At 57.2% G+C, this 26,804-nt stretch carries 23 protein-coding genes; 8 read left to right on the top strand and 15 right to left on the bottom strand.

The window, feature by feature from the left end; translation table 11 throughout:
• The first annotated feature begins 91 nt into the window (after positions 1 to 91).
• The gene (locus NQ230_RS16900) at positions 92 to 808 is read left to right on the top strand and encodes a GntR family transcriptional regulator (protein WP_213821315.1); all 717 of its coding nucleotides are present in this window, start codon (positions 92 to 94) and stop codon (positions 806 to 808) included.
• Positions 809 to 891: 83 nt separating this feature from the next.
• Here NQ230_RS16900 and sucD read toward each other — a convergent pair whose 3' ends face one another.
• The 8 genes from sucD to sdhC form a co-directional block, all read right to left on the bottom strand.
• Positions 892 to 1,761: a succinate--CoA ligase subunit alpha gene (sucD, locus tag NQ230_RS16905; RefSeq protein WP_008501094.1), complete on the bottom strand. Its 870-nt coding sequence runs from the start codon at positions 1,759 to 1,761 to the stop codon at positions 892 to 894.
• Entirely contained in the window at positions 1,761 to 2,927 is a 1,167-nt protein-coding gene (gene sucC / locus NQ230_RS16910; protein WP_047347067.1) for an ADP-forming succinate--CoA ligase subunit beta, read from the bottom strand. Before sucC ends, sucD begins: the two co-directional genes overlap by 1 nt.
• Positions 2,928 to 3,044: 117 nt before the next feature.
• Complete coding sequence (odhB, locus tag NQ230_RS16915) at positions 3,045 to 4,265, bottom strand: 2-oxoglutarate dehydrogenase complex dihydrolipoyllysine-residue succinyltransferase (RefSeq protein ID WP_008501093.1); 1,221 nt, start codon at positions 4,263 to 4,265, stop codon at positions 3,045 to 3,047.
• A gap of 14 nt (positions 4,266 to 4,279) precedes the next feature.
• Positions 4,280 to 7,087: a 2-oxoglutarate dehydrogenase E1 component gene (gene sucA / locus NQ230_RS16920; RefSeq protein WP_121425437.1), complete on the bottom strand. Its 2,808-nt coding sequence runs from the start codon at positions 7,085 to 7,087 to the stop codon at positions 4,280 to 4,282.
• Positions 7,088 to 7,325: 238 nt separating this feature from the next.
• Positions 7,326 to 8,042 (bottom strand): succinate dehydrogenase iron-sulfur subunit SdhB, encoded by a 717-nt coding sequence (gene sdhB, locus NQ230_RS16925; protein ID WP_008501090.1) that lies wholly within the window; start codon positions 8,040 to 8,042, stop codon positions 7,326 to 7,328.
• Between the two features lie 15 nt (positions 8,043 to 8,057).
• Complete coding sequence (gene sdhA / locus NQ230_RS16930; RefSeq protein WP_014883036.1) at positions 8,058 to 9,824, bottom strand: succinate dehydrogenase flavoprotein subunit; 1,767 nt, start codon at positions 9,822 to 9,824, stop codon at positions 8,058 to 8,060.
• Entirely contained in the window at positions 9,824 to 10,171 is a 348-nt protein-coding gene (sdhD, locus tag NQ230_RS16935) for a succinate dehydrogenase membrane anchor subunit (protein ID WP_008501088.1), read from the bottom strand. Before sdhD ends, sdhA begins: the two co-directional genes overlap by 1 nt.
• Entirely contained in the window at positions 10,165 to 10,569 is a 405-nt protein-coding gene (gene sdhC, locus NQ230_RS16940; RefSeq protein WP_020684965.1) for a succinate dehydrogenase cytochrome b556 subunit, read from the bottom strand. The genes sdhD and sdhC overlap by 7 nt, the downstream gene beginning before the upstream one ends.
• Before the next feature lie 639 nt (positions 10,570 to 11,208).
• On the opposite strand from sdhC, the gene NQ230_RS16945 reads away from it, so the two are divergent.
• Positions 11,209 to 12,492 carry a citrate synthase gene (locus tag NQ230_RS16945; RefSeq protein WP_023334930.1) on the top strand — a complete coding sequence of 428 codons (1,284 nt, stop codon included), beginning with the start codon at positions 11,209 to 11,211 and terminating at the stop codon, positions 12,490 to 12,492.
• Positions 12,493 to 12,576: 84 nt separating this feature from the next.
• Here NQ230_RS16945 and nei read toward each other — a convergent pair whose 3' ends face one another.
• The 7 genes from nei to NQ230_RS16980 form a co-directional block, all read right to left on the bottom strand.
• Positions 12,577 to 13,368 (bottom strand): endonuclease VIII, encoded by a 792-nt coding sequence (nei, locus tag NQ230_RS16950; protein ID WP_159513665.1) that lies wholly within the window; start codon positions 13,366 to 13,368, stop codon positions 12,577 to 12,579.
• Between the two features lie 18 nt (positions 13,369 to 13,386).
• Entirely contained in the window at positions 13,387 to 14,127 is a 741-nt protein-coding gene (gene pxpA / locus NQ230_RS16955; protein WP_159513664.1) for a 5-oxoprolinase subunit PxpA, read from the bottom strand.
• On the bottom strand, positions 14,114 to 15,046 hold the full coding sequence (pxpC, locus tag NQ230_RS16960) for a 5-oxoprolinase subunit PxpC (RefSeq protein WP_134349100.1): 933 nt from the start codon (positions 15,044 to 15,046) through the stop codon (positions 14,114 to 14,116). Before pxpC ends, pxpA begins: the two co-directional genes overlap by 14 nt.
• Entirely contained in the window at positions 15,040 to 15,696 is a 657-nt protein-coding gene (gene pxpB / locus NQ230_RS16965; protein ID WP_032666581.1) for a 5-oxoprolinase subunit PxpB, read from the bottom strand. The genes pxpC and pxpB overlap by 7 nt, the downstream gene beginning before the upstream one ends.
• A 14-nt stretch (positions 15,697 to 15,710) precedes the next feature.
• Positions 15,711 to 16,454 carry a type 2 GTP cyclohydrolase I gene (locus NQ230_RS16970; protein WP_023310783.1) on the bottom strand — a complete coding sequence of 248 codons (744 nt, stop codon included), beginning with the start codon at positions 16,452 to 16,454 and terminating at the stop codon, positions 15,711 to 15,713.
• A gap of 10 nt (positions 16,455 to 16,464) precedes the next feature.
• Entirely contained in the window at positions 16,465 to 17,877 is a 1,413-nt protein-coding gene (gene phrB / locus NQ230_RS16975) for a deoxyribodipyrimidine photo-lyase (protein WP_257258354.1), read from the bottom strand.
• Between the two features lie 598 nt (positions 17,878 to 18,475).
• The gene (locus NQ230_RS16980; RefSeq protein ID WP_014069366.1) at positions 18,476 to 18,682 is read right to left on the bottom strand and encodes a YbfA family protein; all 207 of its coding nucleotides are present in this window, start codon (positions 18,680 to 18,682) and stop codon (positions 18,476 to 18,478) included.
• A gap of 308 nt (positions 18,683 to 18,990) precedes the next feature.
• Between NQ230_RS16980 and kdpF the strand changes: the two genes are divergently transcribed.
• The 6 genes from kdpF to kdpE are packed head-to-tail and all read left to right on the top strand — an operon-like array spanning position 18,991 to position 26,775.
• Complete coding sequence (kdpF, locus tag NQ230_RS16985; protein ID WP_014069365.1) at positions 18,991 to 19,080, top strand: K(+)-transporting ATPase subunit F; 90 nt, start codon at positions 18,991 to 18,993, stop codon at positions 19,078 to 19,080.
• On the top strand, positions 19,080 to 20,759 hold the full coding sequence (kdpA, locus tag NQ230_RS16990) for a potassium-transporting ATPase subunit KdpA (RefSeq protein ID WP_257258355.1): 1,680 nt from the start codon (positions 19,080 to 19,082) through the stop codon (positions 20,757 to 20,759). The genes kdpF and kdpA overlap by 1 nt, the downstream gene beginning before the upstream one ends.
• 17 nt (positions 20,760 to 20,776) lie before the next feature.
• Positions 20,777 to 22,825 (top strand): potassium-transporting ATPase subunit KdpB, encoded by a 2,049-nt coding sequence (gene kdpB / locus NQ230_RS16995; RefSeq protein ID WP_029741177.1) that lies wholly within the window; start codon positions 20,777 to 20,779, stop codon positions 22,823 to 22,825.
• A 12-nt stretch (positions 22,826 to 22,837) separates the two neighbouring features.
• Positions 22,838 to 23,413, top strand: a complete 576-nt coding sequence (gene kdpC / locus NQ230_RS17000) for a potassium-transporting ATPase subunit KdpC (protein WP_121425444.1) — start codon at positions 22,838 to 22,840, stop codon at positions 23,411 to 23,413.
• On the top strand, positions 23,414 to 26,101 hold the full coding sequence (gene kdpD / locus NQ230_RS17005) for a two-component system sensor histidine kinase KdpD (protein ID WP_257258356.1): 2,688 nt from the start codon (positions 23,414 to 23,416) through the stop codon (positions 26,099 to 26,101).
• Positions 26,098 to 26,775, top strand: coding sequence for a two-component system response regulator KdpE (gene kdpE / locus NQ230_RS17010; protein ID WP_024908812.1), 678 nt, complete (start codon positions 26,098 to 26,100; stop codon positions 26,773 to 26,775). The genes kdpD and kdpE overlap by 4 nt, the downstream gene beginning before the upstream one ends.
• Positions 26,776 to 26,804: the final 29 nt, after the last annotated feature.

A 26,804-nucleotide genomic window follows, 5' to 3' on the forward strand; every position in this document is an offset into this window, starting at 1 on the left:
TAACAACGCAAATTTGTATTTAAATTGTATTATTTACAAATTTTACGCTGAAGGCATAATTCCGTGAAAAGGTATTAGAAAGGCAGATTCTATGGGTAACAAACCGATGTACCGGCAGATAGCCGATGCGCTTCGCGAGAAAATCAATGCGGGTGAGTTAAAACCCGGCGATGCGCTACCAACGGAATCCAGCCTTCAGGAGGCGTTCAACGTTAGCCGTGTAACGGTGAGACAGGCGCTAAAGTTGCTTACGGAAGAACAGATCGTCGAGAGCATTCAGGGCAGCGGCACCTACGTAAAAGAAGAGCGCGTTAACTACGACATTTACCAGCTCACCGGCTTTTACGAAAAGCTGGCGGACCGAAACGTCGATACGCATAGCGACGTCAGCGTCTTCGAAGTGGTGAAAGCCGATGAGAGGCTCGCAGCAAGGCTGGCGATCAACCCGGAAGATAAAGTCTGGCACGTCAAACGAATCCGCTTTATCAAACAAAAACCGGTGAATCTGGAAGAAACGTGGATGCCGCTGGCGATGTTCCCCGACCTCACCTGGGAAGTGATGGAGAATTCGAAATACCACTACGTTGAGCAGATCAAAAAGCTGGTTATCGATCGCAGCGAGCAGGAGCTGGTGCCGATCATGCCGTCAGAAGAGGCGATTGCCGCGCTGTCGCTCGATCCGGCGAAGCCGATCCTGGAAAAAGTCTCCCGCGGGTTTCTGAAGGACGGACGGGTATTTGAATACAGCCGCAACGTGTTCAATACCGACGATTACAAGTTCACTCTCGTAGCCAAACGCAGGCAATAAAAAAGGCCGCTTTACAGCGGCCAACCATGTCGAAACGGACATTTTTATACTTCAACGCCCCCCTTTCGGGGAGCAGAGAGGACTTACTTAATGATGGATTTCAGTGCTTCGCCGATATCCGCCAGGCTGCGAACGGTTTTCACGCCTGCGGCTTCCAGCGCTGCGAATTTCTCATCAGCCGTACCTTTACCACCGGCGATGATCGCGCCTGCATGACCCATACGCTTGCCTTTCGGCGCGGTCACACCAGCGATGTAACCCACAACCGGCTTGGTCACGTGTTCTTTGATGTAAGCAGCCGCTTCTTCTTCCGCGCTACCACCGATCTCACCGATCATGACGATCGCTTCGGTCTGTGGATCTTCCTGGAACAGCTTCAGGATGTCGATGAAGTTAGAGCCCGGGATCGGGTCACCGCCGATGCCCACGCAGGTGGACTGGCCGAAGCCGTAGTCGGTGGTCTGCTTAACCGCTTCATAGGTCAGGGTACCGGAACGGGACACGATGCCCACTTTGCCCGGCTTGTGAATGTGGCCCGGCATGATGCCGATTTTGCATTCGCCCGGAGTGATAACGCCTGGGCAGTTCGGGCCGATCATGCGCACGCCTGCTTCATCCAGCTTCACCTTCACGGTCAGCATATCCAGGGTCGGGATGCCTTCAGTGATGGTGATGATCAGCTTGATGCCTGCGTCGATCGCTTCCAGAATGGAGTCTTTGCAGAACGGAGCCGGAACGTAGATCACGGTCGCGGTTGCGCCCGTCGCTTCTACGGCTTCACGCACGGTGTTGAACACCGGCAGGCCCAGGTGCGTGGTGCCGCCTTTACCTGGCGTTACGCCGCCAACCATCTGCGTGCCGTAGGCAATCGCCTGTTCGGAGTGGAAAGTCCCCTGGCTACCGGTGAAGCCCTGGCAGATAACCTTGGTATCTTTATTGATTAAAACTGACATTATTTCCCCTCCACTGCGGCAACAACCTGCTGAGCTGCATCCGTCAGACTTTTCGCTGCAATAATATTCAGGCCGCTGTCAGCCAGTTTTTTCGCGCCGAGTTCAGCGTTGTTACCTTCCAGACGTACAACAACCGGAACGTTAACACCCACTTCTTCTACCGCACCGATGATACCGTCGGCGATCAGATCGCAACGGACGATACCGCCGAAGATGTTAACCAGAACGGCCTTCACGTTGTCGTCAGAGAGGATGATTTTGAACGCTTCGGTTACGCGCTCTTTGGTTGCGCCACCGCCTACGTCGAGGAAGTTTGCTGGCTCACCGCCGTGCAGCTTAACGATGTCCATGGTGCCCATTGCCAGGCCCGCACCGTTAACCATACAGCCGATGTTGCCGTCCAGCGCGACGTAGTTGAGCTCCCACTGTGCAGCCTGCGCTTCACGCGGGTCTTCCTGAGACTGATCGCGCATTTCGCGCAGATCGGACTGGCGGAACAGCGCGTTGCCGTCAGCGCCCAGCTTGCCGTCGAGGCAGATCAGGTCGCCCTGGGTGGTGATCACCAGCGGGTTGATCTCGATCAGCGCCAGGTCGCGCTCCAGGAAGATGTTCGCCAGACCCATGAAGATCTTGGTGAACTGCTGAACCAGCTTGCCTTCCAGACCCAGTTTGAACGCCAGCTCGCGCCCCTGGTAAGGCATTGGGCCCGCCAGCGGATCGATTGCTACTTTGTGGATCAGGTGCGGGGTCTCTTCCGCCACTTTTTCGATTTCCACGCCGCCTTCGGTAGACGCCATGAACACCACGCGACGGGAGCTACGGTCAACAACCGCGCCCAGGTACAGTTCTTTCGCGATGTCGGTCGCCGCTTCAACCAGGATCTGGTTAACCGGCTGACCATTCGCATCTGTCTGGTACGTTACCAGACGCTTGCCGAGCCAATGTTCAGCAAACGCACGAATCTCTTCTTTGCTCTTAACAACCTTCACACCGCCCGCTTTACCACGGCCACCAGCGTGAACCTGACACTTAACTACCCACGGGCCAGCACCGATTTTAGATGCAGCTTCTTCTGCTTCACGCGGGGTAGTACAGGCATAACCCACCGGAGCCGGTAAGCCATACCGGGCAAACAGCTGTTTGGCCTGATATTCATGTAAGTTCATGTGTTCTATCCATCCTTCAGGGTAATCGTTATCTTCAAACCTGTAGACCGGCGCAGTCTGTGTGCCGGATGGCGCTACGCTTATCCGGCCTACAGGGCAGGTGATGCTAAATAGTCACTAGACGTCCAGCAGCAGACGCGTTGGATCTTCCAGCAGCTCTTTAATCGCTACCAGGAAGCCCACGGACTCGCGGCCGTCGATCAGGCGGTGATCGTAAGAGAGCGCTAGGTACATCATTGGCAGGATCTCAACTTTACCGTCTACCGCCATCGGGCGATCTTTAATGGCATGCATACCCAGGATCGCGCTCTGCGGCGGGTTAATGATCGGGGTAGACATCAGCGAGCCGAATACGCCGCCGTTGGTAATGGTGAAGTTACCGCCGGTCAGGTCATCTACGGTCAGCTTGCCGTCGCGGCCTTTAACAGCCAGCTCTTTAATGTTTTTCTCGATGTCAGCCATACCCAGGGTATCCACATCACGCAGAACCGGTGTTACCAGGCCACGTGGGGTAGAAACCGCCATGCTGACGTCGAAATAGTTGTGGTAAACCACGTCATCGCCATCAATAGACGCGTTCACTTCCGGGTAGCGTTTCAGCGCTTCAACAACCGCTTTCACGTAGAAGGACATAAAGCCCAGACGGATACCGTGACGTTTTTCAAACGCGTCACCGTACTGCTTACGCAGGTCCATGATTGGCTTCATGTTCACTTCGTTGAAGGTGGTCAGCATCGCGGTAGAGTTTTTCGCTTCCAGCAGACGCTCGGCCACGCGCTTGCGCAGACGAGTCATTGGCACGCGTTTTTCGCTGCGGGCGCCCAGTGCAGGCTGTGCTGCCGGTGCCGCCGCAGGGGCTTTCGCTTCTGCCTGAGCAGGCGCTTTCGCCAGGTGCTTGTCGATGTCTTCGCGGGTCAGACGACCGCCCACACCGGTACCTTTGATGGCTGCCGGGTCAAGGCTGTGTTCAGCCAGCAGGCGACGGATCGCCGGGCTGAGGGCGTCGTTAGACTGTTCTTCCAGAGAGGCCTGCTGGCGCTGAGCCGGCGTAGAGGCCTTCTCTTCAGATTTCGCGCTGGACTCTTTGCCCGCGCTGTTGCCTTCACGCAGGCGACCCAGGATCTGACGAGAGGTAACGGTGGTACCTTCATCTTCCAGCACCGCGTCCAGAACGCCGTCCGCCGAAGCCGGTACTTCCAGTACCACTTTGTCAGTTTCGATTTCTACCAGCACTTCATCGCGCTTAACGGCATCGCCTGGTTTTTTGTGCCAGGTAGCGACGGTCGCATCTGCTACGGATTCAGGCAGGTCGGGAACAAGAATATCTACGCTACTCATTTTGTATCCTTTAATTAATCGACGTTCAGCGCGTCATTGACCAGATCTTGTTGCTGCTTCTGGTGAACGGACATATACCCTACCGCCGGAGAGGCGGAGGCCGGGCGACCTGCATAGCGCAGGGCTGACCCAAATGGAATCACTTCACGGAAATGATGCTGGCTGCAGTACCATGCGCCCTGGTTAAGCGGCTCTTCCTGGCACCAGACAAAATCATGTACGTGAGCATATTGTTTCAGCACTTCCTGCATCGCCTGATGCGGGAACGGATAAAGCTGTTCGATACGCACGATGGCGACATCTTTCTGATCGTTCTTACGGCGCTGTTCCAGCAGGTCGTAATAAACCTTACCAGAACACATTACGACACGCTTCACGGCCTGCGGATCCAGCTCATCAATTTCGCCGATGGCCGGCTGGAAGGTACCGTTCGCCAGTTCCTCCAGGCTGGACACCGCCAGCGGATGACGCAGCAGGGATTTCGGCGACATCACCACCAGCGGACGACGCATACCGCGCAGCGCCTGACGACGCAGCATGTGGTAGACCTGAGCCGGCGTGGACGGCACGCAGACCTGCATGTTCTGCTCGGCGCAGAGCTGCAGATAACGTTCCAGACGCGCGGAAGAGTGCTCCGGACCCTGACCTTCATAACCGTGCGGCAGCAGCATCACCAGGCCACACATACGGCCCCACTTCTGCTCGCCGGAGGAGATGAACTGGTCGATAACCACCTGCGCACCGTTGGCGAAGTCACCGAACTGCGCTTCCCAGATGGTCAGGGTGCGTGGTTCAGCGGTGGCGTAACCGTATTCGAAAGCCAGCACCGCTTCTTCAGACAGCACGGAGTCCCAAACCTTGAACTGGCCCTGACCGTTGTGCACGTGCTGCAGCGGGGTGTAGGTTGAACCGTTGGACTGGTTGTGAACCACCGCGTGACGGTGGAAGAAGGTACCACGGCCCGCATCTTCACCGGACAGACGAACAGGAATGCCTTCGTCAACCAGCGTTGCGTAAGCCAGCGTTTCCGCGCCGCCCCAGTCAAACAGCTTCTCACCTGCCGCCATGGACTGACGGTCAGCGTAGATTTTCTGCACGCGAGACTGCATCTCGATAGCGTCCGGTACGGTGCTGATGCGTTTAGCCAGCTCCTGCAGGCGCTTCATCTCCACCTTGTTCGGGTAGCTCTCATCCCACTCGTGGTTGAGGTACGGCGACCAGGTAAAGGAGTGCATGTTCATTGGACGCAGCTCTTTGACCACGCATTCACCCGCATCCAGCGCGTCGCGGTAGAGGTTGACCATTTCGGTCGCATCTTCCAGCGTCGTCACTTTGTCGCTCTCCAGCTTGTCAGCATAGATTTTGCGCGGGGTCGGGTGTTTTTTGATTTTCTGATACATCAACGGCTGGGTTGCACTTGGCTCGTCCGCTTCGTTGTGGCCGTGACGGCGGTAGCAGAAGAGGTCAATGAACACATCGCGTTTAAAGGTATTACGGAAGTCGAGCGCCAGACGGGTGACGAAAGCAACGGCTTCCGGGTCATCCGCATTCACGTGGAAGATTGGCGCCTGCACCATCTTACCGATGTCGGTGCAGTACGGGGTAGAACGCGCATCAAGCGGGTTAGAGGTGGTAAAGCCCACCTGGTTGTTGATCACGATGCGAACGGTACCGCCCACTTCGTAACCACGCGCTTTCGACATGTTCAGGGTTTCCTGAACCACGCCCTGCCCTGTTACCGCCGCATCGCCGTGAATGGTGATTGGCAGAACTTTATTGCTGCTCGGCTCGTCCAGACGATCCAGACGCGCACGCACGGAACCGATAACCACCGGGCTAACGATTTCCAGGTGTGACGGGTTAAACGCCAGTGCCAGGTGAACCAGACCGCCTTCGGTTTCGATATCTGACGAGAAGCCCATGTGGTACTTCACGTCGCCGGTGCCGAGGTGTTCTTTATGTTTGCCCGCGAACTCGTCGAACAGGTCCTGCGGTTTTTTACCCAGCACGTTGACCAGCACGTTCAGACGACCGCGGTGCGCCATACCCAGTACCACTTCACGGGTGCCGCTCTTGCCTGCGTGACGAATCAGCTCTTTCAGCATCGGCACCAGCGCGTCGCCACCTTCCAGCGAGAAGCGTTTTGCGCCTGGGAATTTCGCGCCCAGATAGCGCTCAAGCCCTTCCGCTGCGGTCAGTTCGTTCAGGAAGCGTTTTTTCTCGTCAGCCGAGAAGGTCGCGTGGCCCGCTACGGATTCGATACGCTGCTGGATCCAGCGTTTCTCTTCGGTAGAGGTAATGTGCATGTATTCCGCGCCGATGGAGCCGCAGTAGGTTTGCTTGAGCGCGTCAATCAGATCGCCCAGCTTCATCGTGTCTTTGCCGATGGCAAAGGAACCTACGTTAAAGCTTTCCTGGAAATCGGCCTCGGTCAGATCGTGATACGCCGGATCGAGATCGGCCACACGGTCTTGTTTCCACAGTCCCAGCGGATCGAGATTCGCATGCTGGTGACCGCGGAAGCGATAAGCGTTGATAAGCTGCAGGACTTTAACCTGCTTCGCATTGGTGTCAGGGTCGGAAATCGCAGAAGAGTAACGTGAGGCATCCTTCGCCAGACGACGGAAATAATCACGTGTTTTGGAATGGAATTGATCCGGTTTGACCCCTGTGCCAGGCAACTGCTGGAACATGGAACGCCAGTTTGCGTCCACTGAGTCAGGATCGGTTAAGAAGTCTTCATAGAGCTGTTCAATCCAGCTCTGGTTCGCACCAGAAAGGAAAGAAGAGTCCAGCCAGGCTTTCATTGCGCCGTTCTGCATCGTGATCCCTTAAGCATTTTTATGCTTACTTTCGCCGTAGAAACTACCACGCACACCACGTGTACGTGCCGGGGTTCACCTGCGAGCTCTTTTCATTTGGCCCGCGAAGGAACCTTTAGAAACTGTCTAGACTTCAGGGCAGTTTTTAAAGGTTTCTGCAATTTGCCCGGCGGCGCTACGCTTACCGAGCCTACTGTTACGTAGGCCAGATAAGCGCAGCGCCATCCGGCGTTTTTACTTACGCACTGCGCTGCAGCAGCATCGACTTAATATGGCCGATGGCGCGCGTCGGGTTCAGCCCCTTCGGACACACACTGACGCAGTTCATGATGCTATGGCAGCGGAATACGCTGAAAGCGTCACTCAGTCCTTCCAGACGGCTGTCGGTTTCGGTGTCGCGGCTATCGATCAGGAAGCGATAGGCAGCCAGCAGACCGGCCGGGCCGATAAACTTGTCCGGGTTCCACCAGAACGACGGGCAGGACGTAGAACAGCATGCGCAGAGAATACACTCGTACAACCCATCGAGTTTTTCACGCTGCTCAGGAGACTGTAAGTGCTCGCGAGCGGGTGGATTTTGCCCATTATTCAATAAGTAAGGCTTAATCTTCTCATATTGTGCATAGAATTGCCCCATGTCTACCACCAAATCACGCACGACCGGCAGGCCTGGCAGAGGACGGATAACAATTTTCTGACCAGGACGCTGCAGCGCTGAAATTGGCGTGATGCAGGCCAGGCCATTTTTGCCGTTCATGTTCACCCCGTCAGAGCCACAAACCCCTTCACGGCAGGAGCGGCGGAACGACAGCGTTGGATCCTTTTCTTTCAGCTGGATTAAGGCATCCAGCAGCATCATGTCGCGACCTTCTTCCGCTTCCAGGGTGTAGTCCTGCATACGCGGAGCGTCATCAACATCCGGGTTATAACGATAAACTGAGAATTCGAGTTTCATTATCCTGTCTCCGCATTAGTAAGTACGAATCTTCGGCGGGAACGCCGGACGCAGTTTCGGTTCCATATTGACGCTACGACGCGTCATGGATTCCGACTCTGGCAGATACAGGGAATGGCACAGCCAGTTTTCGTCATCACGATCCGGGAAGTCGAAGCGGCTATGCGCGCCACGGCTTTCGGTACGGAAGTTTGCCGACATCGCGGTCGCGAACGCGGTTTCCATCAGGTTATCCAGCTCCAGGCACTCAACGCGCTGGGTGTTGAACTCGCTGGAGGTGTCGTCCAGACGGGCATTTTTCAGACGCTCGCGGATCGCTTTCAGCTGCTCAAGACCTTTGGCCATCGCGTCACCTTCACGGAATACCGAGAAGTTGTGCTGCATGCACTCCTGCAGCGCTTTACGGATTTCCACCGGATCTTCGCCGTTACGGTTACCGTTCCAGCGGTTGAGGCGCTCAAGAGAGGCATCAATTTCGTCATCGGTTGCATCACGCAGCGCGCCCTGCTCGGCAATGGACTCCTGCAGATGCAGACCCACTGCCCGACCAAACACTACCAGGTCCAGCAGCGAGTTGCCGCCCAGACGGTTTGCACCGTGTACGGATACGCAGGCAATTTCGCCTACCGCAAACAGGCCCGGGATGACCACGTCTTCGCCCTGCTCGTTCACGGTCAGCGCCTGACCGGTCACTTTGGTCGGAATACCGCCCATCATGTAGTGGCAGGTTGGGATAACCGGAATCGGCTCTTTGACCGGGTCGACGTGTGCGAAGGTGCGGGACAGTTCCAGGATGCCCGGCAGACGGGATTCCAGAACCTCTTTACCCAGATGGTCGAGCTTCAGCTTCGCGTGTGGACCCCATGGGCCGTCACAGCCGCGGCCTTCACGGATTTCGATCATGATGGAACGCGCCACCACGTCACGACCCGCCAGGTCTTTCGCATTCGGGGCATAACGCTCCATGAAGCGCTCGCCGTGTTTGTTCAGCAGGTAACCACCTTCACCACGGCAGCCTTCCGTCACCAGAACGCCCGCGCCGGCGATACCGGTTGGGTGGAACTGCCACATTTCCATATCCTGCACCGGCACGCCCGCGCGGATAGCCATACCGACACCGTCACCGGTGTTGATGTGGGCGTTCGTGGTGGACTGATAGATACGGCCTGCGCCGCCGGTAGCCAGCACGGTAGCGCGAGCTTTGAAGTAAACCACTTCACCGGTTTCGATGCACAGCGCGGTACAGCCAACGACTGCGCCATCGGCGTTTTTCACCAGATCCAGCGCATACCACTCGGAGAAGATGGTGGTGTGGTTTTTCAGGTTCTGCTGATACAGGGTGTGCAGCAGCGCGTGACCGGTACGGTCAGCCGCCGCCGCGGTGCGTGCCGCCTGCTCGCCGCCGAAGTTTTTCGACTGGCCGCCAAACGGACGCTGATAGATAGTGCCATTTTCCAGACGGGAGAACGGCAGACCCATATGGTCCAGCTCCAGAATCGCTTCCGGGCCGGTTTTACACATATATTCGATGGCATCCTGGTCGCCGATGTAGTCGGAACCTTTTACCGTGTCATACATATGCCATTCCCAGTTGTCTTCATGGGAGTTACCCAGCGCAACGGTGATACCGCCCTGCGCAGACACAGTGTGGGAACGGGTCGGGAAAACTTTAGAGAGCAGCGCACAGGTCTGGCCGCTCTGGGAAATTTGCAGTGCGGCACGCATACCTGCGCCACCGGCACCAATCACAACAGCATCAAATTCTCTGACTGGCAGTTTCATTACACACCCCACACCACAACGAATCCATAAATAACGTAAACCACCAGTGCAACAACAATGGCCAGCTGCAGCGGGAGGCGAATCGCCAGCGGTTTAACGTAATCGGTCAACACCTGCCACATGCCAATCCAGGCATGAATAAGGATGGAGAACAGAGCCAGCAGGGTGAACACTTTGGTGAAGGCGGAGCCGAAGAACCCACTCCAGATTTCCCACGTCAGCGTGCCGCTGGTCGCGAAGAAACCGATCATATAGATGATGTAAAGCGTGAGAACGATGGCGGTAGCACGGACCAGGATAAAGTCATGTACGCCGTTGCGTCCTAATGCGGAGGCGTTGCTTACCATACGAGAACTCCTGCGAGAAGTGAAAGCACGACTGTAATCACAAATGAAATGTTAGCGGAGCGTTTCCCGGCTTCGAAAGTCTCTTCCAGGTAGCCAAAGTCCATCAGCATATGGCGAACACCCACGACGACGTGGTACGCCAGCGCGGTCAGAATGCCCCACATGATGAATTTCACGAAGAAGCTGTTCATGATGGCAGAGGCCTGGAGGAATCCTTCAGGAGAAGAGAGGCTGGTCCCCAGCAACCACAGCAGAATACCGACCGCCACAAACGTAATCACACCGGACACACGGTGCAGAATGGACGCTATTGCTGTTACAGGGAACCGGATCGTTTTGAGATCCAGATTGACAGGTCTTTGTTTTTTCACATTTCTTATCATGAATAACGCCCACATGCTGTTCTTATTGTTTCCTTCCTCCGGACTGCGATGCGGGTCAAGCAGCGTTCCTTTTCTATAACTGCGCGTCATGCAAAACATTGCTTCCAGATGCTAAAACGACACGTTACAACGCTGGGTGGCTCGGGATTGCAGGGTGTTCCGGAGACCTGGCGGCAGTATAGGCCGTTCACAAAATCATTACAATTAACCTACATACAGTTTGTCGGGTTTTCTCTGGAACAGTGATCAGGGTCACGATAACAACATCTTTTTAATTTTTAATCATCTGATTTGACAAATGTTAAACAATATTGTTACAAACGTCATCAGAAAAGGCATATAATGCGCAAAAGTTATGAGGTCTCACTTTCACCTGACAAATAGTTATGTAACAGTGTGATGGTATTGACCGAAGTTATCAGGACAGTTATTAGTGATATACAGGTTTGAATAATTCGGACTGCAAAAACGCTGATTTGCTGTTGTTTCACTGATATTTCATTCGTTTACCTGCAAGGCGCCATAGCTCTGTACCCTGGTTTGTCCTCGTGAGCTGAGCGGTAAGCCAAATAACAATCTGGTAACGGTGATTTACAGCTGAAAGCAAATCCGGTGAAGCGCAGTCTTAAGCATAAGGCGCTAAGGAGACCGTAAATGGCTGATACAAAGGCAACGCTCACCCTAAATGGTGACACTGCTATTGAACTGGATGTGCTAAAAGGCACGCTCGGTCAGGATGTTATTGATATCCGTACGCTGGGTTCTAAAGGTGTGTTCACCTTTGACCCTGGATTTACCTCTACCGCATCTTGCGAATCCAAAATCACCTACATTGACGGTGACGAAGGTATCCTGCTCCATCGCGGCTTCCCCATCGATCAGTTAGCCACCGAATCCAACTATCTGGAAGTGTGCTACATCCTGCTGAACGGCGAAAAACCGACGCAGGCACAGTACGATGAATTCAAAACCACCGTGACCCGTCACACCATGATCCATGAGCAGATCACCCGTCTGTTCCATGCGTTCCGTCGTGACTCTCACCCAATGGCGGTGATGTGCGGGATTACCGGTGCGCTGGCGGCGTTCTACCACGACTCCCTTGACGTGAATAACCCGCGTCACCGTGATATCGCGGCGTTCCGCCTGCTGTCCAAAATGCCTACCATGGCGGCGATGTGCTACAAATACTCTATCGGCCAGCCGTTTGTGTATCCGCGCAACGACCTCTCCTACGCGGGTAACTTCCTGCGCATGATGTTCTCCACGCCGTGCGAAGAGTACGAAGTGAACCCGGTGCTGGAACGCGCGATGGACCGTATTCTGATCCTGCACGCTGACCACGAACAGAACGCCTCTACCTCTACCGTCCGTACCGCGGGCTCTTCAGGCGCGAACCCGTTCGCCTGTATCGCTGCGGGCATTGCCTCCCTGTGGGGACCGGCGCACGGCGGCGCGAACGAAGCGGCACTGAAGATGCTGGAAGAGATCAGCACCGTTGAGCACATTCCTGAGTTCGTACGTCGCGCGAAAGACAAGAATGACTCCTTCCGCCTGATGGGCTTCGGTCACCGTGTTTACAAAAACTACGACCCGCGCGCCACCGTCATGCGTGAGACCTGCCACGAAGTGCTGAAAGAGCTGGGTACCAAAGATGACCTGCTGGAAGTGGCGATGGAGCTGGAACACATCGCGCTGAACGACCCGTACTTCATCGAGAAGAAACTCTACCCGAACGTCGATTTCTACTCTGGCATTATTCTGAAAGCGATGGGTATTCCGTCTTCCATGTTCACCGTAATCTTCGCCATGGCCCGTACCGTAGGCTGGATTGCGCACTGGAACGAAATGCACAGCGAAGGCATGAAAATCGCCCGTCCTCGTCAGCTGTATACCGGCTACGAGCAGCGTGATTTTAAGTCTGATATTAAGCGCTAATAAACACGCCCGGCGGCGATTCGCTTGCCGGGCCTACAAGTGCGAAATGTAGGCCGGGTAAGGCGTAGCCGCCACCCGGCTTTTTTATTTCTGACAGTGCGGGCACCAGTAAAACGGTCTTGAAGAGAGCATAATCCTGTCGATAATCCCGCCGCACCGCTCGCACTTTTTCCCCGCCCGATGAAACACCTTAAAGCGGAACAGCGCCCCGTGATACCTATTCTCATCCACCACGCCGCGCGTGTTGTAGGACAGCCGCGGAATATCCAGCAGGGCGTGGGATAGCGCCTCCAGCTGTTCATCATTCAGCTGAGACGCTTTGTGCTGTGCCGCCAGTCCGACTTCCCACAGAATTTCTACCCTCAGGTAGTTACCCAGCCCGGCCAGAAAAGCCTGGTCGAGGAACAGACCGGAAAACTGTCGGTTACGGAATTTAGGTGATAACAGCCGGGCCTTTACGTCGCTTGCTGTCAGGCGCATGTCCAGCACGTCCGGCCCGACCCGCTGCAGAAACGGGTGCGTCAGCAGCTGCTCTGGCGTTAACATTTCGATATCCGACGCGCTATAGAGCAGGATCGCCTTATCCGCCGTTTGCAGCCTGACGCGCAGCACGCGGGTGGTTTGCGGCTCCTCGTCCGCCTCCACCACCCGCCAGACGCCGTAGAGCTGGTTATGGCTATATAACGTCAGGTTATGGGAAAAGTGCGTGAGCAAGGCCTTGCCGCGCGTTTCAATATGGGTCACCGTCTGCCCCACCAGCTGTGATTCAAACGGTTTTAGCTGCGGAAAAGCAAACCAGACATCCGTCAGCGGTTTGCCCTTTATCGCCGCCTCCAGGCTATCCGCCGCGCGGCGGATCTCCGGACCTTCTGGCATATTATTGTCCTTTCATGATTATTCTGCGCTGACCAGAATGCCCTCTTCAGAGAACGCCGCCCGCAAGCGGCGCGCGAACTGGAGCGCATGCTCGCCGTCGCCGTGTAAACACACCGTATCGGCCTGCACGTTTGCCAATGTTCCGTCCACGGCGGTCACCCGCCCGGCGCGCACCATCTCCAGCGTCTGCGCCAGCGCTTTAGCTTCGTCGGTAATCAGCGCCCCGGCCTGCGTACGTGGAACCAGGCTGCCGTCCGGCAGGTATCCCCGATCGGCAAACACTTCCTGACGGGTGGTCAGGCCCAGCCGCTGTCCGGCGCGAATAAGCTCGCTGCCCGCAAGGCCTACCAGAATCAGCTGCGGATTACAGTCCCGCACCGCGCGGGCAATCGCCTCCGCCAGCGCCGGATCTTTCGCCGCCTGGTTATAGAGCATGCCGTGCGGCTTCACGTGGCGCATCACGCCCTTCTCGGCGCGCACCATCGCCTCCAGCGCGCCGATCTGGTAGAGCACCTGAGCGTAGACCGTCTCCGGCGGCAGTTCCATCGCCGTGCGGCCAAAGTTTTCCCGGTCGGGGAAGCTCGGATGAGCGCCTATCGCGACGCCATTTCTAATGGCATTACGCACGCTCTCCAGCATGGTTTGCGCATCGCCCGCGTGAAAGCCACAGGCGATGTTGACCGAGGTGACCAGCGTCATCAGCGCCGCATCGGCGCTGCTGCCCTCCCCCAGATCGGCATTCAGATCAATCTTTACCATCAAGCCTCCACGCCAGCTGCTCCAGATAACGCTGCTGATCCTGCCGCGCCTTAAGCGCCTCCTCCAGCGAACACTGCACGAAGTGAATCGGCTGGCCGAGGGGAATTTGCGCTAGATGGTAGCGATCGGCTTCAATAATGCAGGCAATGCGCGGATAGCCGCCCGTTGTCTGCGCGTCGTTCATTAACACGATGGGTTGACCGTTGCCCGGCACCTGAATAACCCCCGGCAATAAACCGTGGGAGAGCAGTTCCCGGTCCGTCGTGCGGGTCAGCGGCTGTCCCTGCAGGCGGTAGCCCATGCGGTTACTCTGCGGGCTGAGCTTCCACGGCGAGCGCCAGAAGGACTCTTTAGACGCCTCGTCAAACTCATGATATTCCGGCCCCGGTAAGGCGCGGATCTGGTTTCCCCACAGCAGCTGTTTTACGCCCTGCGTGGTGGAGAAATGGCGCGCGGAGGGCTTGATTGCCAGCCGATCGCCGTCGCGCAGCAGACGCCCTTCATGACCGCCGATCCCGGCTTTCTGATCGGTACTGGACGAGCCCAGCACCTCCGGCACGTCGATGCCGCCCGCCACCGCGAGATAGCTACGTACACCGTGCAAAGGACGCTTTAAGGTCAGACGCTGTCCGGCTTTGGCCCGCAGCCGCCAGCCGGTCCACACCGCTTTGCCGTCCAGCGTCGCGTCACACCCTGCGCCGGTTAAGGCAAACCAGGTCTCCTGACTAAACTCAATGACGCACTGGCCGAGCGTAATTTCGAGCGCGGCCGTATTGCCGGGGTTGCCCACCAGCACGTTAGCAATCTCCAGCGCAGGCCTGTCCAGCGCGCCACAATAGCTCACGCCAGACTGGCGCATACCAAAGCGGCCCGCATCCTGTACGGAGGTATAAAGCCCGGCGCGAATAAGCGTTAACATACCCCCTCCTTCTGCGGGATAAAGCGAAGGGTATCGCCGGGACGCAGGAGTATCGGCGTCTCCAGCCCCGGGTCAAATAACGGTGTCGCGGTATGCCCAATAAGCTGCCAGCCGCCAGGCGATGTCAGCGGATAAACGCCGGTCTGCTCGCCGCCGATAGCCACCGTCCCCGCCGGTACGCTCAGGCGCGGTTCGGCACGGCGTGGCGTATGCAGCTGAGGGGATAATCCCCCCAGATACGGAAATCCGGGCTGAAACCCTAGGAACCAGACCACGTAGTCAACCGAGCTGTGCAGCTCAACAACCTGCTTTTCAGTTAATCCGCAGTGATCTGCCACCACGCCGAGATCCGGCCCACCCGTACCGCCATAAACGACCGGGATCTCAATGGCACGCGATTCCGGCTCCAGGGCCTCACTCTCTTCCCACCAGCGCTGCAAACGTTCGATAGCATCCAGCGCCAGCGTATGCGGGCTACGCAGCACCACGGTGATGTTATTCATCCCCGGAATGGCTTCAACCACTTCCGGTAGTTCGACCAGACGCTGTGTTAGCCGCCAGATTCGCTTTTGCGTGGCAAGGGTCACCGGCGGCTCGAGTTCCAGAACCACTGCCGTTTCTCCCAGAAGATAACAACGCGCTCGCTGCACTCAGGCACCTCTCATCAGGCCGGGTTAGGGATATCAATAAAGGTCACATCCAGATCGGTATTTTCCGTCAGCCACTCGCTGAGGGCGCGAATGCCGCCGCGCTCGGTGGCATGATGGCCTGCCGCGTAAAAATGCAGTCCCTGTTCACGCGCAGAATGGATGGTCTGCTCGGAAACCTCGCCGGTGATAAAAGCATCGACGCCAAAACGCGCGGCGCTGTCGATAAAGCCCTGGCCGCCCCCGGTACACCAGGCAACACGCTTCACCGTATCCGGACCGGTATCGCCGCTCCACAGCGGGCGACGCCCCAGGCGCGCTTCAATCCACGAGGCCAGCTCCAGCCCCGGAACCGGCATCGCCAGTTCGCCCCACGGCACCAGCGGCTCAATTTCGCCCATCACGGTAATGCCCAGTAGCTGCGCCAGCTGGACGTTGTTGCCGAGCTCCGGGTGCGCATCTAGCGGCAGGTGGTAACCGTACAGGTTGATGTCATTCGCCAGCAGCGTTTTCAGGCGGTTGCGCTTCATCCCGCGAATGATCGGCGATTCGTTTTTCCAGAAGTAACCGTGATGGACAATCACCGCATCGGCGTTCTGCCGAACAGCCTCGTCCAGCAGCGCCTGGCTTGCCGTCACGCCGGTGATAATTTTTTGCACCGTCTCGCGACCCTCAACCTGGAGCCCGTTCGGGCCGTAATCGCTGAAGGACGTGCTGTTCAGTTTTTCGTTAATCAGGCTTTCCAGTTCGCTGTTTTTCATCATCACTCTCTTATGCTTTGCGGGCCGCTTCGTACGCCGCCAGCGTGGCGACACGCGCCTGTTTATGGTCGACAACCGGACGAGGGTAATCCAGCTTTACACGCTGTTTATCCGCCCACGCCCACGGTTCGTGGATCGCTTTAGCAGGTATACCGCTAAGCTCAGGCACCCAGCGGCGGATAAACTCGCCGTCCGCATCAAATTTTTGTCCCTGAGTAGTCGGATTAAAAATCCGGAAATAGGGCGCGGCATCGGTGCCGGTTGAGGCCGCCCACTGCCAGCCGCCGTTATTCGCCGCGAGATCGCCATCGATCAGCTGCGAGATAAAATAGCGCTCTCCGATACGCCAGTCGATAAGCAGATCCTTCACCAGGAAGCTGGCGGTAATCATCCGCAGGCGGTTGTGCATCCACCCCGTCTCGTTAAGCTGACGCATGGCGGCATCGACTATCGGATAACCCGTCTGCCCCGTTTGCCAGGCTTTCAGCAGCCGATCGTTCGTTTGCCACTCCACCTTCTCCGTCCAGTTGATGAAGGGACGATGTTTACATAAATCAGGGTGATACGTCATCAGATGGCGGTAGAACTCGCGCCAGATCAGTTCATTCAGCCAGACGGACCCTGCGCCCCCCTCCAGCGCCTGCGGCTGCTCCGCCAGCAGGCGATGTAAACACTGGCGAGGAGAGATCGCGCCCAGCGCCAGACAGGCCGACAGGCGGCTGGTGCCCTCGATGGCGGGAAAATCCCGACGCGCGTCGTACCAGGCCGCGTCCTGTTTGCAGAACTGGCGCAGTTGGGCGATAGCCGCTTTCTCGTCGGCGGGGAACAGCGCTTCATCAAACGGCTGCTGAGGGTAATCAAACGTCAGTTCAGGGAGGTCCTTTATGGCTTCACCTCGCACGGCAGGCGCGGCAACGCACTCCGGCAGCGCCTCTTTCAGACGCTTGATAAAGGCATTTTTGAACGGCGTAAAAACTTTATACATCTCGTGGCTGCCGGTCATCACGCTGCCCGGTGCCAGCATCACGCTGTCATCAAACCCTTCGCAGACCACCCCTTCCAGCAACTTCTCCAGCTGACGGTCGCGCTGCTGCTCGTTGAATTCGTACTGATAGTTGTAAAAAAGACGCGTGACGTTGTGCTGCTTACAGATCTCCTGCACCGTCTGCAACTGTGCGGCAAAATCACTCACCTCTTTATAGAGAAGCGGTATGCCTTTTCCGGCGAGCGAGTGCTGCAGGTCGGTCAGATACGCACGCAGCAAGGCCGCCTGGCGGGGAGCCATATCGTGCTGCCGCCACTGCTCGGGCGTGGCCATAAACAGAGCCAGTACGTTAGCGTCTTTGTCGCGACAGGCCGCCGCGAGTGCGATGTTGTCATGTACGCGCAGGTCCGCGCGAAACCAAACCAGATGGGTGGGCATAAAACTCCAGGCAATTGTCCATTATGTCCATAAGGGCATGCCGTAAAAGGAAAAAGCATGCATTGAACTACTTTGCCATGAAGTGTAGACGGGATGAAATAAAAAAGGCCGCTCGAGGCGGCCTTAACGCTACTTGTCCTGCGCTATCGTGGTTAAAGCGACAAACACATTCGGTTCATCGCTCTTTACAACGAGCACGCTGGCGACAATGAACGCGATGCAAAAATAGCGTTTCATTATGCGGTCCCTGCAGCTAACCGCTCCACCGTTCACCACCGGTGATAAGTCGGTGGACACAAGCCCGGGTAGGCGGGCTGCTTTACGGCTGTAAATACACCTTTCCCAGGACCGATGCCCATTTGCGAGATGGCGGAAAGGGACGCAGCATCATAATTAACATCCGCTGCAAAGGTAAGATAATCGAATAAAATTAGGAATTTATAAAGGCTTCGAGGGATTGCCATCTGCTTACAGGAGGGTATGATAAAAATCCCGGGTAGGGGCTGCAAGACCATCCAACGGACCGCGAATCCCGAGGGACAAAAAAACCGCCACATTGCTGTTGGCGGTTTTTTTATTGCTATGTGTAGTCTTCGTATCAGTAGAAATCGCAGGTCGCTTTCTCGGCCTGGTCCATCCACACCGGCTTCTCGCTGGTTTTCGCCCAGACGCGGTGCAGATAGCTATAAAAACGTGCACGATCTTTCCAGAACAGCATCACCGGCAGCGCCAGCACACCAGCCACTACGGCGAAAGTGCGACGCATGAACACGATATGAGCCGGATACTCTTTATAAAGATCCATATTTTCTCCCCTATAGTTGGCCGGAAACGTCATCCGGAAAATTCAAAATCTGTGACCTGGCTAAAATAATATCGCTTTGTTTGTAATTTTACTACTCATCCGACCACTTATTTTTATCCATTTAGTGAATATTTACATTCACGCCGTAATTAAGTTACAAAAAAGTTAACGATTTACTTATCAATAGTTAAATTGTGGACTTTGTCATTTTTATACTTTTTTTACACCCGCCCTCCCCATTTTTGCGAAATCTTTGCGCCGGAAATCCTACCGTTAGTACAACAACGAAAGTCACCCGGAGGTGGATTGTGAGTGCAGGTCTTATTGCCGGCATCGTGCTGGTGTTCCTGTTATTGGGTTATCTGGTCTATGCCCTGATTAATGCGGAGGCCTTCTGATGGCTGCTCAGGCGTTTCTGCTTATTGCCAGCTTCTTAGTGGTACTGTTCGTTCTGGCAAGACCACTGGGAACAGGACTGGCACGATTGATCAACAACGTCCCCCTGCCCGGCACGGGAAGCGTTGAAAAAGGGATCTGGCGCGTACTGGGAATAGGCGATCGGGAGATGAACTGGCGTGAATATCTGATCGCCATTCTGCTGCTGAATATCGTTGGGCTCGTTGCGCTTTTTGCCATGCTGATGTTACAGGGCATCCTGCCGCTGAATCCGCAACAGTTACCGGGCCTGTCCTGGCATCTTGCGCTGAACACGGCGGTCAGTTTTGTCTCCAACACTAACTGGCAGTCCTATTCCGGCGAAACCACGCTCAGCTACTTCAGCCAGATGGTCGGGTTAACCGTGCAGAACTTCCTCTCTGCCGCGAGCGGTATAGCGGTGATCTTCGCGCTGACGCGTGCGTTTGCGCGCCAGAAGGTGAGCACGCTCGGTAACGCGTGGGTGGATCTGACACGCATTACCCTGTGGATCCTGCTGCCGATTGCGCTGCTGATCGCGCTGTTCTTTATTCAGCAGGGCACCCTGCAAAACCTGATGCCTTACGCGCCTTATACCTCGCTGGAAGGCGCAAAACAGCTCCTGCCGATGGGGCCAGTGGCGTCACAGGAAGCCATAAAAATGCTCGGGACGAACGGGGGTGGCTTCTTCAACGCCAACTCGTCGCATCCGTTTGAAAACCCTACCGCGTTGACCAATTTTGTGCAGATGCTGGCCATTTTCCTGATCCCCGCCGCGCTCTGCTTTGCCTTTGGCGACGTGGTCAACGATCGCCGTCAGGGCCGCACCCTGCTCTGGACGATGTCGCTTATCTTCGTGGTCTGCGCTGCGCTGGTGATGTGGGCCGAGTGGCAGGGTAATCCGCACTTCCTCTCGCTGGGTGCCGATAGCGCAATCAACATGGAAGGTAAAGAGAGCCGCTTTGGCATTCTCGCCAGCAGCCTCTATGCGGTGGTCACCACGGCGGCCTCGTGCGGGGCGGTTAACGCCATGCACGATTCCTTTACGGCGCTGGGTGGCATGATCCCGATGTGGTTGATGCAGATTGGCGAAGTGGTGTTTGGCGGTGTGGGCTCGGGTCTGTACGGCATGCTGCTGTTCGTACTGCTGGCGGTATTTATTGCCGGTTTGATGATTGGCCGCACCCCGGAATACCTCGGTAAAAAAATCGACGTGCGCGAGATGAAATTAACCGCGCTGGCGATTCTGGTCACCCCGGCGCTTGTGCTGCTCGGCACCGCGCTGGCCCTGATGACCGAGGCCGGACGCAGCGGCATCTTTAACCCCGGCATTCACGGTTTTAGTGAAGTGCTGTATGCCGTCTCCTCTGCCGCTAACAACAACGGCAGCGCCTTTGCAGGCTTAAGCGCCAACTCACCGTTCTGGAACTGCCTGCTGGCGTTCTGCATGTTTGTGGGTCGCTTCGGGATCATTGTGCCGGTTATGGCGATTGCCGGATCGCTGGTGAATAAAAAAATTCAACCGACCACCACCGGGACATTACCGACCCACGGCGCGCTATTTATCGGCCTGCTGACGGGCACCGTGTTACTGGTCGGCGCCCTGACCTTTATCCCCGCCCTCGCGTTAGGCCCGGTCGCGGAATACCTCTCTTTACGCTGATTTGCGGAGAAATTGTCATGAGTCGTAAACAACTGGCCCTGTTCGAACCGTCATTAGTTCGCCAGGCGCTCATGGATGCGGTGAAAAAGCTGAGCCCGCGCGTGCAGTGGCACAACCCGGTGATGTTTATTGTCTGGGCGGGAAGCGTGCTGACCACCGCCCTGGCGATTGCCATGGGAACGGGCCACATGCCGGGGAATGCGATGTTTACCGGTGCCATCAGCCTGTGGCTGTGGTTTACCGTGCTGTTCGCCAACTTTGCGGAAGCGCTGGCGGAAGGCCGGAGTAAAGCCCAGGCCAACAGCCTGAAAGGGGTGAAAAAAACCGCCTTCGCGCGCAAGCTGCGTGAGCCGAAATACGGCGCGCAGATGGACCACGTTCCGGCGGATGAACTGCGTAAAGGCGATGTGGTGCTGGTAGAGGCCGGTGACATTATCCCTTGCGACGGAGAAGTTATCGAAGGGGGCGCCTCGGTGGATGAAAGCGCCATTACCGGGGAATCCGCGCCGGTTATCCGTGAATCCGGCGGCGATTTCGCCTCCGTGACGGGCGGGACGCGCATTCTCTCCGACTGGCTGGTGATCCAGTGTAGCGTTAACCCGGGGGAAACCTTCCTCGACCGGATGATCGCCATGGTGGAAGGCGCCCAGCGTCGTAAAACGCCGAACGAGATTGCCCTGACCATCCTGCTGGTGGCCCTGACCATCGTCTTCCTGCTGGCAACCGCGACGCTGTGGCCGTTCTCCGCCTACGGCGGCACCGCGGTCACCATCACGGTGCTGGTGGCGCTGCTGGTCTGCCTGATCCCCACCACCATTGGTGGCCTGCTGTCTGCCATCGGCGTAGCCGGCATGAGCCGTATGCTCGGTGCCAACGTCATCGCCACCAGCGGACGTGCGGTGGAAGCCGCCGGTGACGTGGATGTCTTACTGCTGGATAAAACCGGGACCATTACCCTCGGTAACCGCCAGGCGTCAGATTTCTTACCCGCCCCGGGCGTGGATGAAAAAACGCTGGCAGATGCCGCGCAGCTCTCTTCGCTTGCCGATGAAACCCCGGAAGGACGCAGTATCGTGATCCTTGCCAAGCAGCGCTTTAACCTGCGCCAGCGCGACGTTCAGAGCCTGCACGCCACTTTCGTGCCCTTCACGGCGCAAACCCGCATGAGCGGCATTAACATTCAGGATCGCATGATCCGTAAAGGCTCTGTTGACGCCATCCGTCGCCACATTGAGGCTAACAACGGCCACTTCCCACCGGAAGTGGACAGTCTGGTCGAAAGCGTGGCCCGTCAGGGGGCGACGCCACTGGTGGTGGCCGAAGGGGCACATGTGCTCGGGGTGATTGCCCTGAAGGATATCGTCAAAGGCGGCATCAAGGAGCGCTTTGCCCAACTGCGTAAAATGGGGATCAAAACGGTGATGATCACCGGGGATAACCGTCTTACCGCCGCGGCGATTGCCGCCGAAGCGGGCGTGGATGATTTTCTTTCTGAAGCCACACCGGAAGCGAAACTGGCGCTGATTCGTCAGTATCAGGCGGAAGGCCGTCTGGTGGCGATGACGGGCGACGGTACCAACGATGCCCCTGCCCTGGCGCAGGCCGACGTGGCGGTGGCAATGAACTCCGGTACCCAGGCGGCAAAAGAGGCGGGCAACATGGTCGACCTCGACTCTAACCCGACCAAGCTGATTGAAGTGGTGCACATCGGCAAGCAGATGCTGATGACGCGCGGGTCGCTGACCACGTTCAGTATCGCCAACGATGTGGCGAAATATTTCGCCATCATTCCGGCGGCGTTTGCTGCGACCTATCCGCAATTAAACGCCCTGAACGTGATGCACCTGCACTCCCCGTCCTCGGCCATTCTGAGTGCGGTGATCTTTAACGCCCTGATTATTGTCTTCCTGATCCCGCTGGCGCTGAAAGGCGTGAGCTATAAGCCGCTCACGGCCGCCGCCATGCTGCGCCGCAACCTGTGGATTTACGGCCTGGGCGGGCTGGTGGTGCCCTTCATCGGTATCAAGGTTATCGACCTGCTGTTGACGCTGTTCGGCCTGGTTTAAAAGGTGATTCAAATGACGATGTTACGCCCCGCTATACTTCTGTTTATTCTGCTGTCTCTTATTACCGGCGGGCTGTACCCGCTGGTGACCACCGCGCTGGGCCAGTGGTGGTTTAAGGATCGGGCCAACGGCTCGCTGATTATGCAAAGCGGTGAAAACCGCGGTTCTCGCCTGATTGGTCAGAACTTTACGGATGCCCGTTACTTCCAGGGACGCCCTTCCGCCACTGCCGAAAGCCCGTATAATCCGATGGCATCCGGCGGCAGCAACCTGGCGGGCAGCAACCCTGAGCTGGACAAAGCCGTTGCTGAGCGCGTGGCAGCCCTGCGCGCCGCCAATCCGCAGGCCAGCCGTGACGTTCCCGTAGAGCTGGTCACCGCCTCTGCCAGCGGGCTGGACTACAGCCTGACGCCGGCAGCAGCGGCCTGGCAAATCCCGCGCGTCGCCACGGCCCGTCAGCTGACCGTCGAACAGGTTAGCCAGCTGGTTGCCGAGCACACGCAAAAACCGCTGGTCAGCTTTATCGGCATGCCCGTGGTGAATATTGTTGAGCTGAATCTGGCGCTGGACGCGCTAAGGAAAAACTAAATGACCGACGAGCCCATGCGCCCGGATCCGGACAGGCTGCTTGAACAGACGGCTGAAGCCCATCGCGGCAAACTGAAAATTTTCTTTGGCGCTTGCGCAGGCGTCGGGAAAACCTTCGCCATGCTGACGGAAGCCCAGCGGCTTCGGGCGCAGGGGCTCGATATTTTGATTGGCGTGGTAGAAACCCACGGACGTAAAGAGACGGCATCGCTGCTGAAGGGGCTGGCTACCCAGCCGCCCCGCCGCATCAGCCACCGCGGTCGGTTAGTTACCGAATTCGATCTTGATGCCGCCCTCGCCCGCCGTCCCGCCCTTATCCTGATGGACGAGCTGGCGCACAGCAATGCGCCAGGCTCACGCCACCCAAAGCGCTGGCAGGATGTTGAAGAGCTGCTTGAAGCCGGCATCGACGTTTTCACGACGGTTAACGTTCAGCATCTCGAAAGCCTGAACGACGTGGTGAGCGGCGTCACCGGCATTCAGGTGCGCGAGACGGTGCCCGATCCCTTTTTTGATTCCGCCGATGAAGTGGTGCTGGTTGACCTGCCCCCTGACGATTTGCGCCAGCGCCTGCACGAAGGCAAGGTTTATATTGCCGGTCAGGCCGAGCGCGCCATCGAACATTTCTTCCGTAAAGGTAACCTGATTGCCCTGCGCGAGCTGGCCCTGCGTCGTACTGCCGATCGCGTCGACGATCAGATGCGCGCCTGGCGTGACCTGCAGGGCCAGGAACGCGTCTGGCATACGCGGGATGCCATCCTGCTGTGCGTCGGCCACGGCAGCGGCAATGAAAAGCTTGTCCGCACCGCCGCTCGCCTGGCGGCCAAATTTGGCAGCGTCTGGCATGCGGTGTATGTCGAAACGCCGCAGCTGCACGCTCTGCCCGAAAACCAGCGTCGCGCTATCCTGAGCTCGCTTCGCCTGGCGCAGGAGCTGGGTGCCGAAACCTCCACCCTATCCGATCCTCAGGAAGATAAAGCCATTCTGCGCTACGCCCGTGAGCACAACCTGGGGAAAATCGTGATTGGCCGTCGCCAGCATCGCCGCTGGTTTAGCCGCGAATCCTTTGCCGACAAGCTGGCCCGCCGCGCCCCGGATCTGGACCTGGTGATCGTAGCGCTGGATGATAAGCCCACGCAGCTACCCAATCGCGCGCCGGACAGCCGCACCTTTAGCGATAAATGGCGCATTCAGCTCCGCGGCTGCCTTGTCGCCGTCGTGCTCTGCGCCCTGATTACCATGATTGCCAGCCAGTGGCTGTTCGCCTTCGACGCCGCCAACCTGGTGATGATCTACCTGCTCGGCGTGGTGGTGGTGGCACTCTTTTACGGGCGCTGGCCGTCGGTACTGGCAACGGTCATCAACGTCATCAGCTTCGATCTGTTCTTTATTGCCCCCCGCGGGACGCTCGCGGTGTCGGACGTGCAGTACATCCTCACCTTCGCGGTGATGCTCACCGTCGGGCTGGTGATCGGGAATCTGACGGCGGGCGTGCGCTATCAGGCGCGTATCGCCCGCTATCGCGAACAGCGCACGCGCCATCTCTATGAGATGTCGAAATCGCTGGCGGTGGGCCGCACGCCGCTGGATATTGTGCAGACCAGCGAGCAGTTTATTCGCTCGACGTTTCATGCCAGCAACCTGATTTTACTCCCGGACGAACACGGCAAGCTGCGCCCGCTGACATCGGCCTCAGGCATGACGCCCTGGGACGAAGCTATCGCGCGCTGGAGCTTTGATAAAGGGCTGCCTGCGGGCGCAGGGACCGACACCCTGCCCGGCGTGCCCTATCAAATTCTGCCGCTGCGCAGCGCCGATAAAAATCAGGGGCTGGTGATTGTTGAGCCCTCCAACCTGCGCCAGCTGATGATCCCCGAACAGCAGCGGCTGCTGGAGACCTTTACGCTGCTGGTTGCCAGCGCGCTGGAGCGGCTGGCCCTCACCGCCAGCGAAGAGCAGGCCCGGCTGGCGAGCGAGCGTGAAAGCATTCGTAACTCGCTGCTGGCGGCGCTCTCACACGATCTGCGAACCCCGCTCACCGTCCTGTTTGGTCAGTCAGAAATCCTGACGCTGGACCTGGCGGCGGAAGGCTCTAAACACGCCCTTCAGGCCAGCGAGATCCGCCAGCATGTGCTGAATACCACGCGCCTGGTGAATAACCTGCTCGATATGGCGCGTATCCAGTCAGGCGGTTTTAACCTCAAAAAAGAGTGGCTCACGCTTGAAGAGGTGGTGGGCAGCGCCCTGAAAATGCTCGAACCCGGTCTTGGCGGGCGACATATCGCGCTGAACATGCCCGAGCCCCTGACGTTAATTCATGTCGATGGTCCGCTGTTTGAGCGGGTGCTGATTAACCTGCTGGAAAATGCCGGCAAATATGCGGGCGCCAGCGCGCAAATAGGGGTGGATGCGACGGTGGACGATGGCACGCTTCGTCTTGACGTCTGGGATACCGGACCGGGCATTCCTGCCGGGCAGGAGTTGGCTATTTTCGAAAAATTCGCGCGCGGCAATAAGGAGTCGGCCATTCCGGGCGTCGGGCTGGGGCTGGCCATTTGTCAGGCGATCATTGACGTCCACGGCGGGTCCATCTCCGCAGAGAATCGTCCGGAAGGCGGCGCGCGGTTTTGTGTTACACTTCCTCTGGAAACCCCGCCAGAACTTAATGAATTACCAGAGGATTTGTGATCAACGTTCTGATTGTTGAAGATGAGATCGCCATTAGCCGTTTTCTGCGCGCTGCGCTGGAAGGAGACGGTCTGCGCGTTCATGATGCGGGTACGCTTCAGCGGGGTTTAATTGAAGCCGCCACCCGCAAGCCGGACCTGGTGATCCTCGATCTTGGTCTACCGGACGGTGACGGCATCGACTTTATCCGGGAAGTGCGTCAGTGGAGCCAGATGCCGATCCTCGTGCTCTCCGCCCGTACGGAAGAGACGGATAAAATCGCGGCGCTGGATGCCGGTGCGGATGACTATCTGATTAAACCTTTTGGTATCGGCGAACTGCAGGCTCGCCTTCGCGTGGCGCTGCGTCGCCATAGCGCCACCACGCCCGCTGACCCAACCTACACGTTTGGGGATATCCGGGTTGACCTGGCCGCGCGACGCATTGTGCGCGGCGATGAGGAAATTCACCTCACGCCAATAGAATTTCGCCTGCTCGCCGTACTGCTCAACAACCACGGCAAGGTTCTCACCCAACGCCAGCTATTAAGTCAGGTGTGGGGACCCAACGCTGTAGAACATAGTCATTATTTACGCATATATATGGGACACCTTCGTCAGAAACTCGAAGTCGACCCCGCTCGCCCTCGCCATTTATTAACTGAAACCGGTATCGGTTATCGGTTTATGCTTTGAATAACTATTCACTTTATTTTTAAATAAAA

Source organism: Enterobacter asburiae, assembly GCF_024599655.1.
GTDB classification, from domain to species: domain Bacteria; phylum Pseudomonadota; class Gammaproteobacteria; order Enterobacterales; family Enterobacteriaceae; genus Enterobacter; species Enterobacter asburiae_D.

Bases quoted from the DNA above. Each gene is read 5' to 3' on its own strand.
- NQ230_RS16900 (WP_213821315.1), top strand. From the start codon at position 92: ATGGGTAACAAACCGATGTACCGGCAGATAGCCGATGCGCTTCGCGAG.
- sucD (WP_008501094.1), bottom strand. From the start codon at position 1,761: ATGTCAGTTTTAATCAATAAAGATACCAAGGTTATCTGCCAGGGCTTC.
- sucC (WP_047347067.1), bottom strand. From the start codon at position 2,927: ATGAACTTACATGAATATCAGGCCAAACAGCTGTTTGCCCGGTATGGC.
- odhB (WP_008501093.1), bottom strand. From the start codon at position 4,265: ATGAGTAGCGTAGATATTCTTGTTCCCGACCTGCCTGAATCCGTAGCA.
- sucA (WP_121425437.1), bottom strand. From the start codon at position 7,087: ATGCAGAACGGCGCAATGAAAGCCTGGCTGGACTCTTCTTTCCTTTCT.
- sdhB (WP_008501090.1), bottom strand. From the start codon at position 8,042: ATGAAACTCGAATTCTCAGTTTATCGTTATAACCCGGATGTTGATGAC.
- sdhA (WP_014883036.1), bottom strand. From the start codon at position 9,824: ATGAAACTGCCAGTCAGAGAATTTGATGCTGTTGTGATTGGTGCCGGT.
- sdhD (WP_008501088.1), bottom strand. From the start codon at position 10,171: ATGGTAAGCAACGCCTCCGCATTAGGACGCAACGGCGTACATGACTTT.
- sdhC (WP_020684965.1), bottom strand. From the start codon at position 10,569: ATGTGGGCGTTATTCATGATAAGAAATGTGAAAAAACAAAGACCTGTC.
- NQ230_RS16945 (WP_023334930.1), top strand. From the start codon at position 11,209: ATGGCTGATACAAAGGCAACGCTCACCCTAAATGGTGACACTGCTATT.
- nei (WP_159513665.1), bottom strand. From the start codon at position 13,368: ATGCCAGAAGGTCCGGAGATCCGCCGCGCGGCGGATAGCCTGGAGGCG.
- pxpA (WP_159513664.1), bottom strand. From the start codon at position 14,127: ATGGTAAAGATTGATCTGAATGCCGATCTGGGGGAGGGCAGCAGCGCC.
- pxpC (WP_134349100.1), bottom strand. From the start codon at position 15,046: ATGTTAACGCTTATTCGCGCCGGGCTTTATACCTCCGTACAGGATGCG.
- NQ230_RS16970 (WP_023310783.1), bottom strand. From the start codon at position 16,454: ATGAAAAACAGCGAACTGGAAAGCCTGATTAACGAAAAACTGAACAGC.
- phrB (WP_257258354.1), bottom strand. From the start codon at position 17,877: ATGCCCACCCATCTGGTTTGGTTTCGCGCGGACCTGCGCGTACATGAC.
- NQ230_RS16980 (WP_014069366.1), bottom strand. From the start codon at position 18,682: ATGGATCTTTATAAAGAGTATCCGGCTCATATCGTGTTCATGCGTCGC.
- kdpA (WP_257258355.1), top strand. From the start codon at position 19,080: ATGGCTGCTCAGGCGTTTCTGCTTATTGCCAGCTTCTTAGTGGTACTG.
- kdpB (WP_029741177.1), top strand. From the start codon at position 20,777: ATGAGTCGTAAACAACTGGCCCTGTTCGAACCGTCATTAGTTCGCCAG.
- kdpC (WP_121425444.1), top strand. From the start codon at position 22,838: ATGACGATGTTACGCCCCGCTATACTTCTGTTTATTCTGCTGTCTCTT.
- kdpD (WP_257258356.1), top strand. From the start codon at position 23,414: ATGACCGACGAGCCCATGCGCCCGGATCCGGACAGGCTGCTTGAACAG.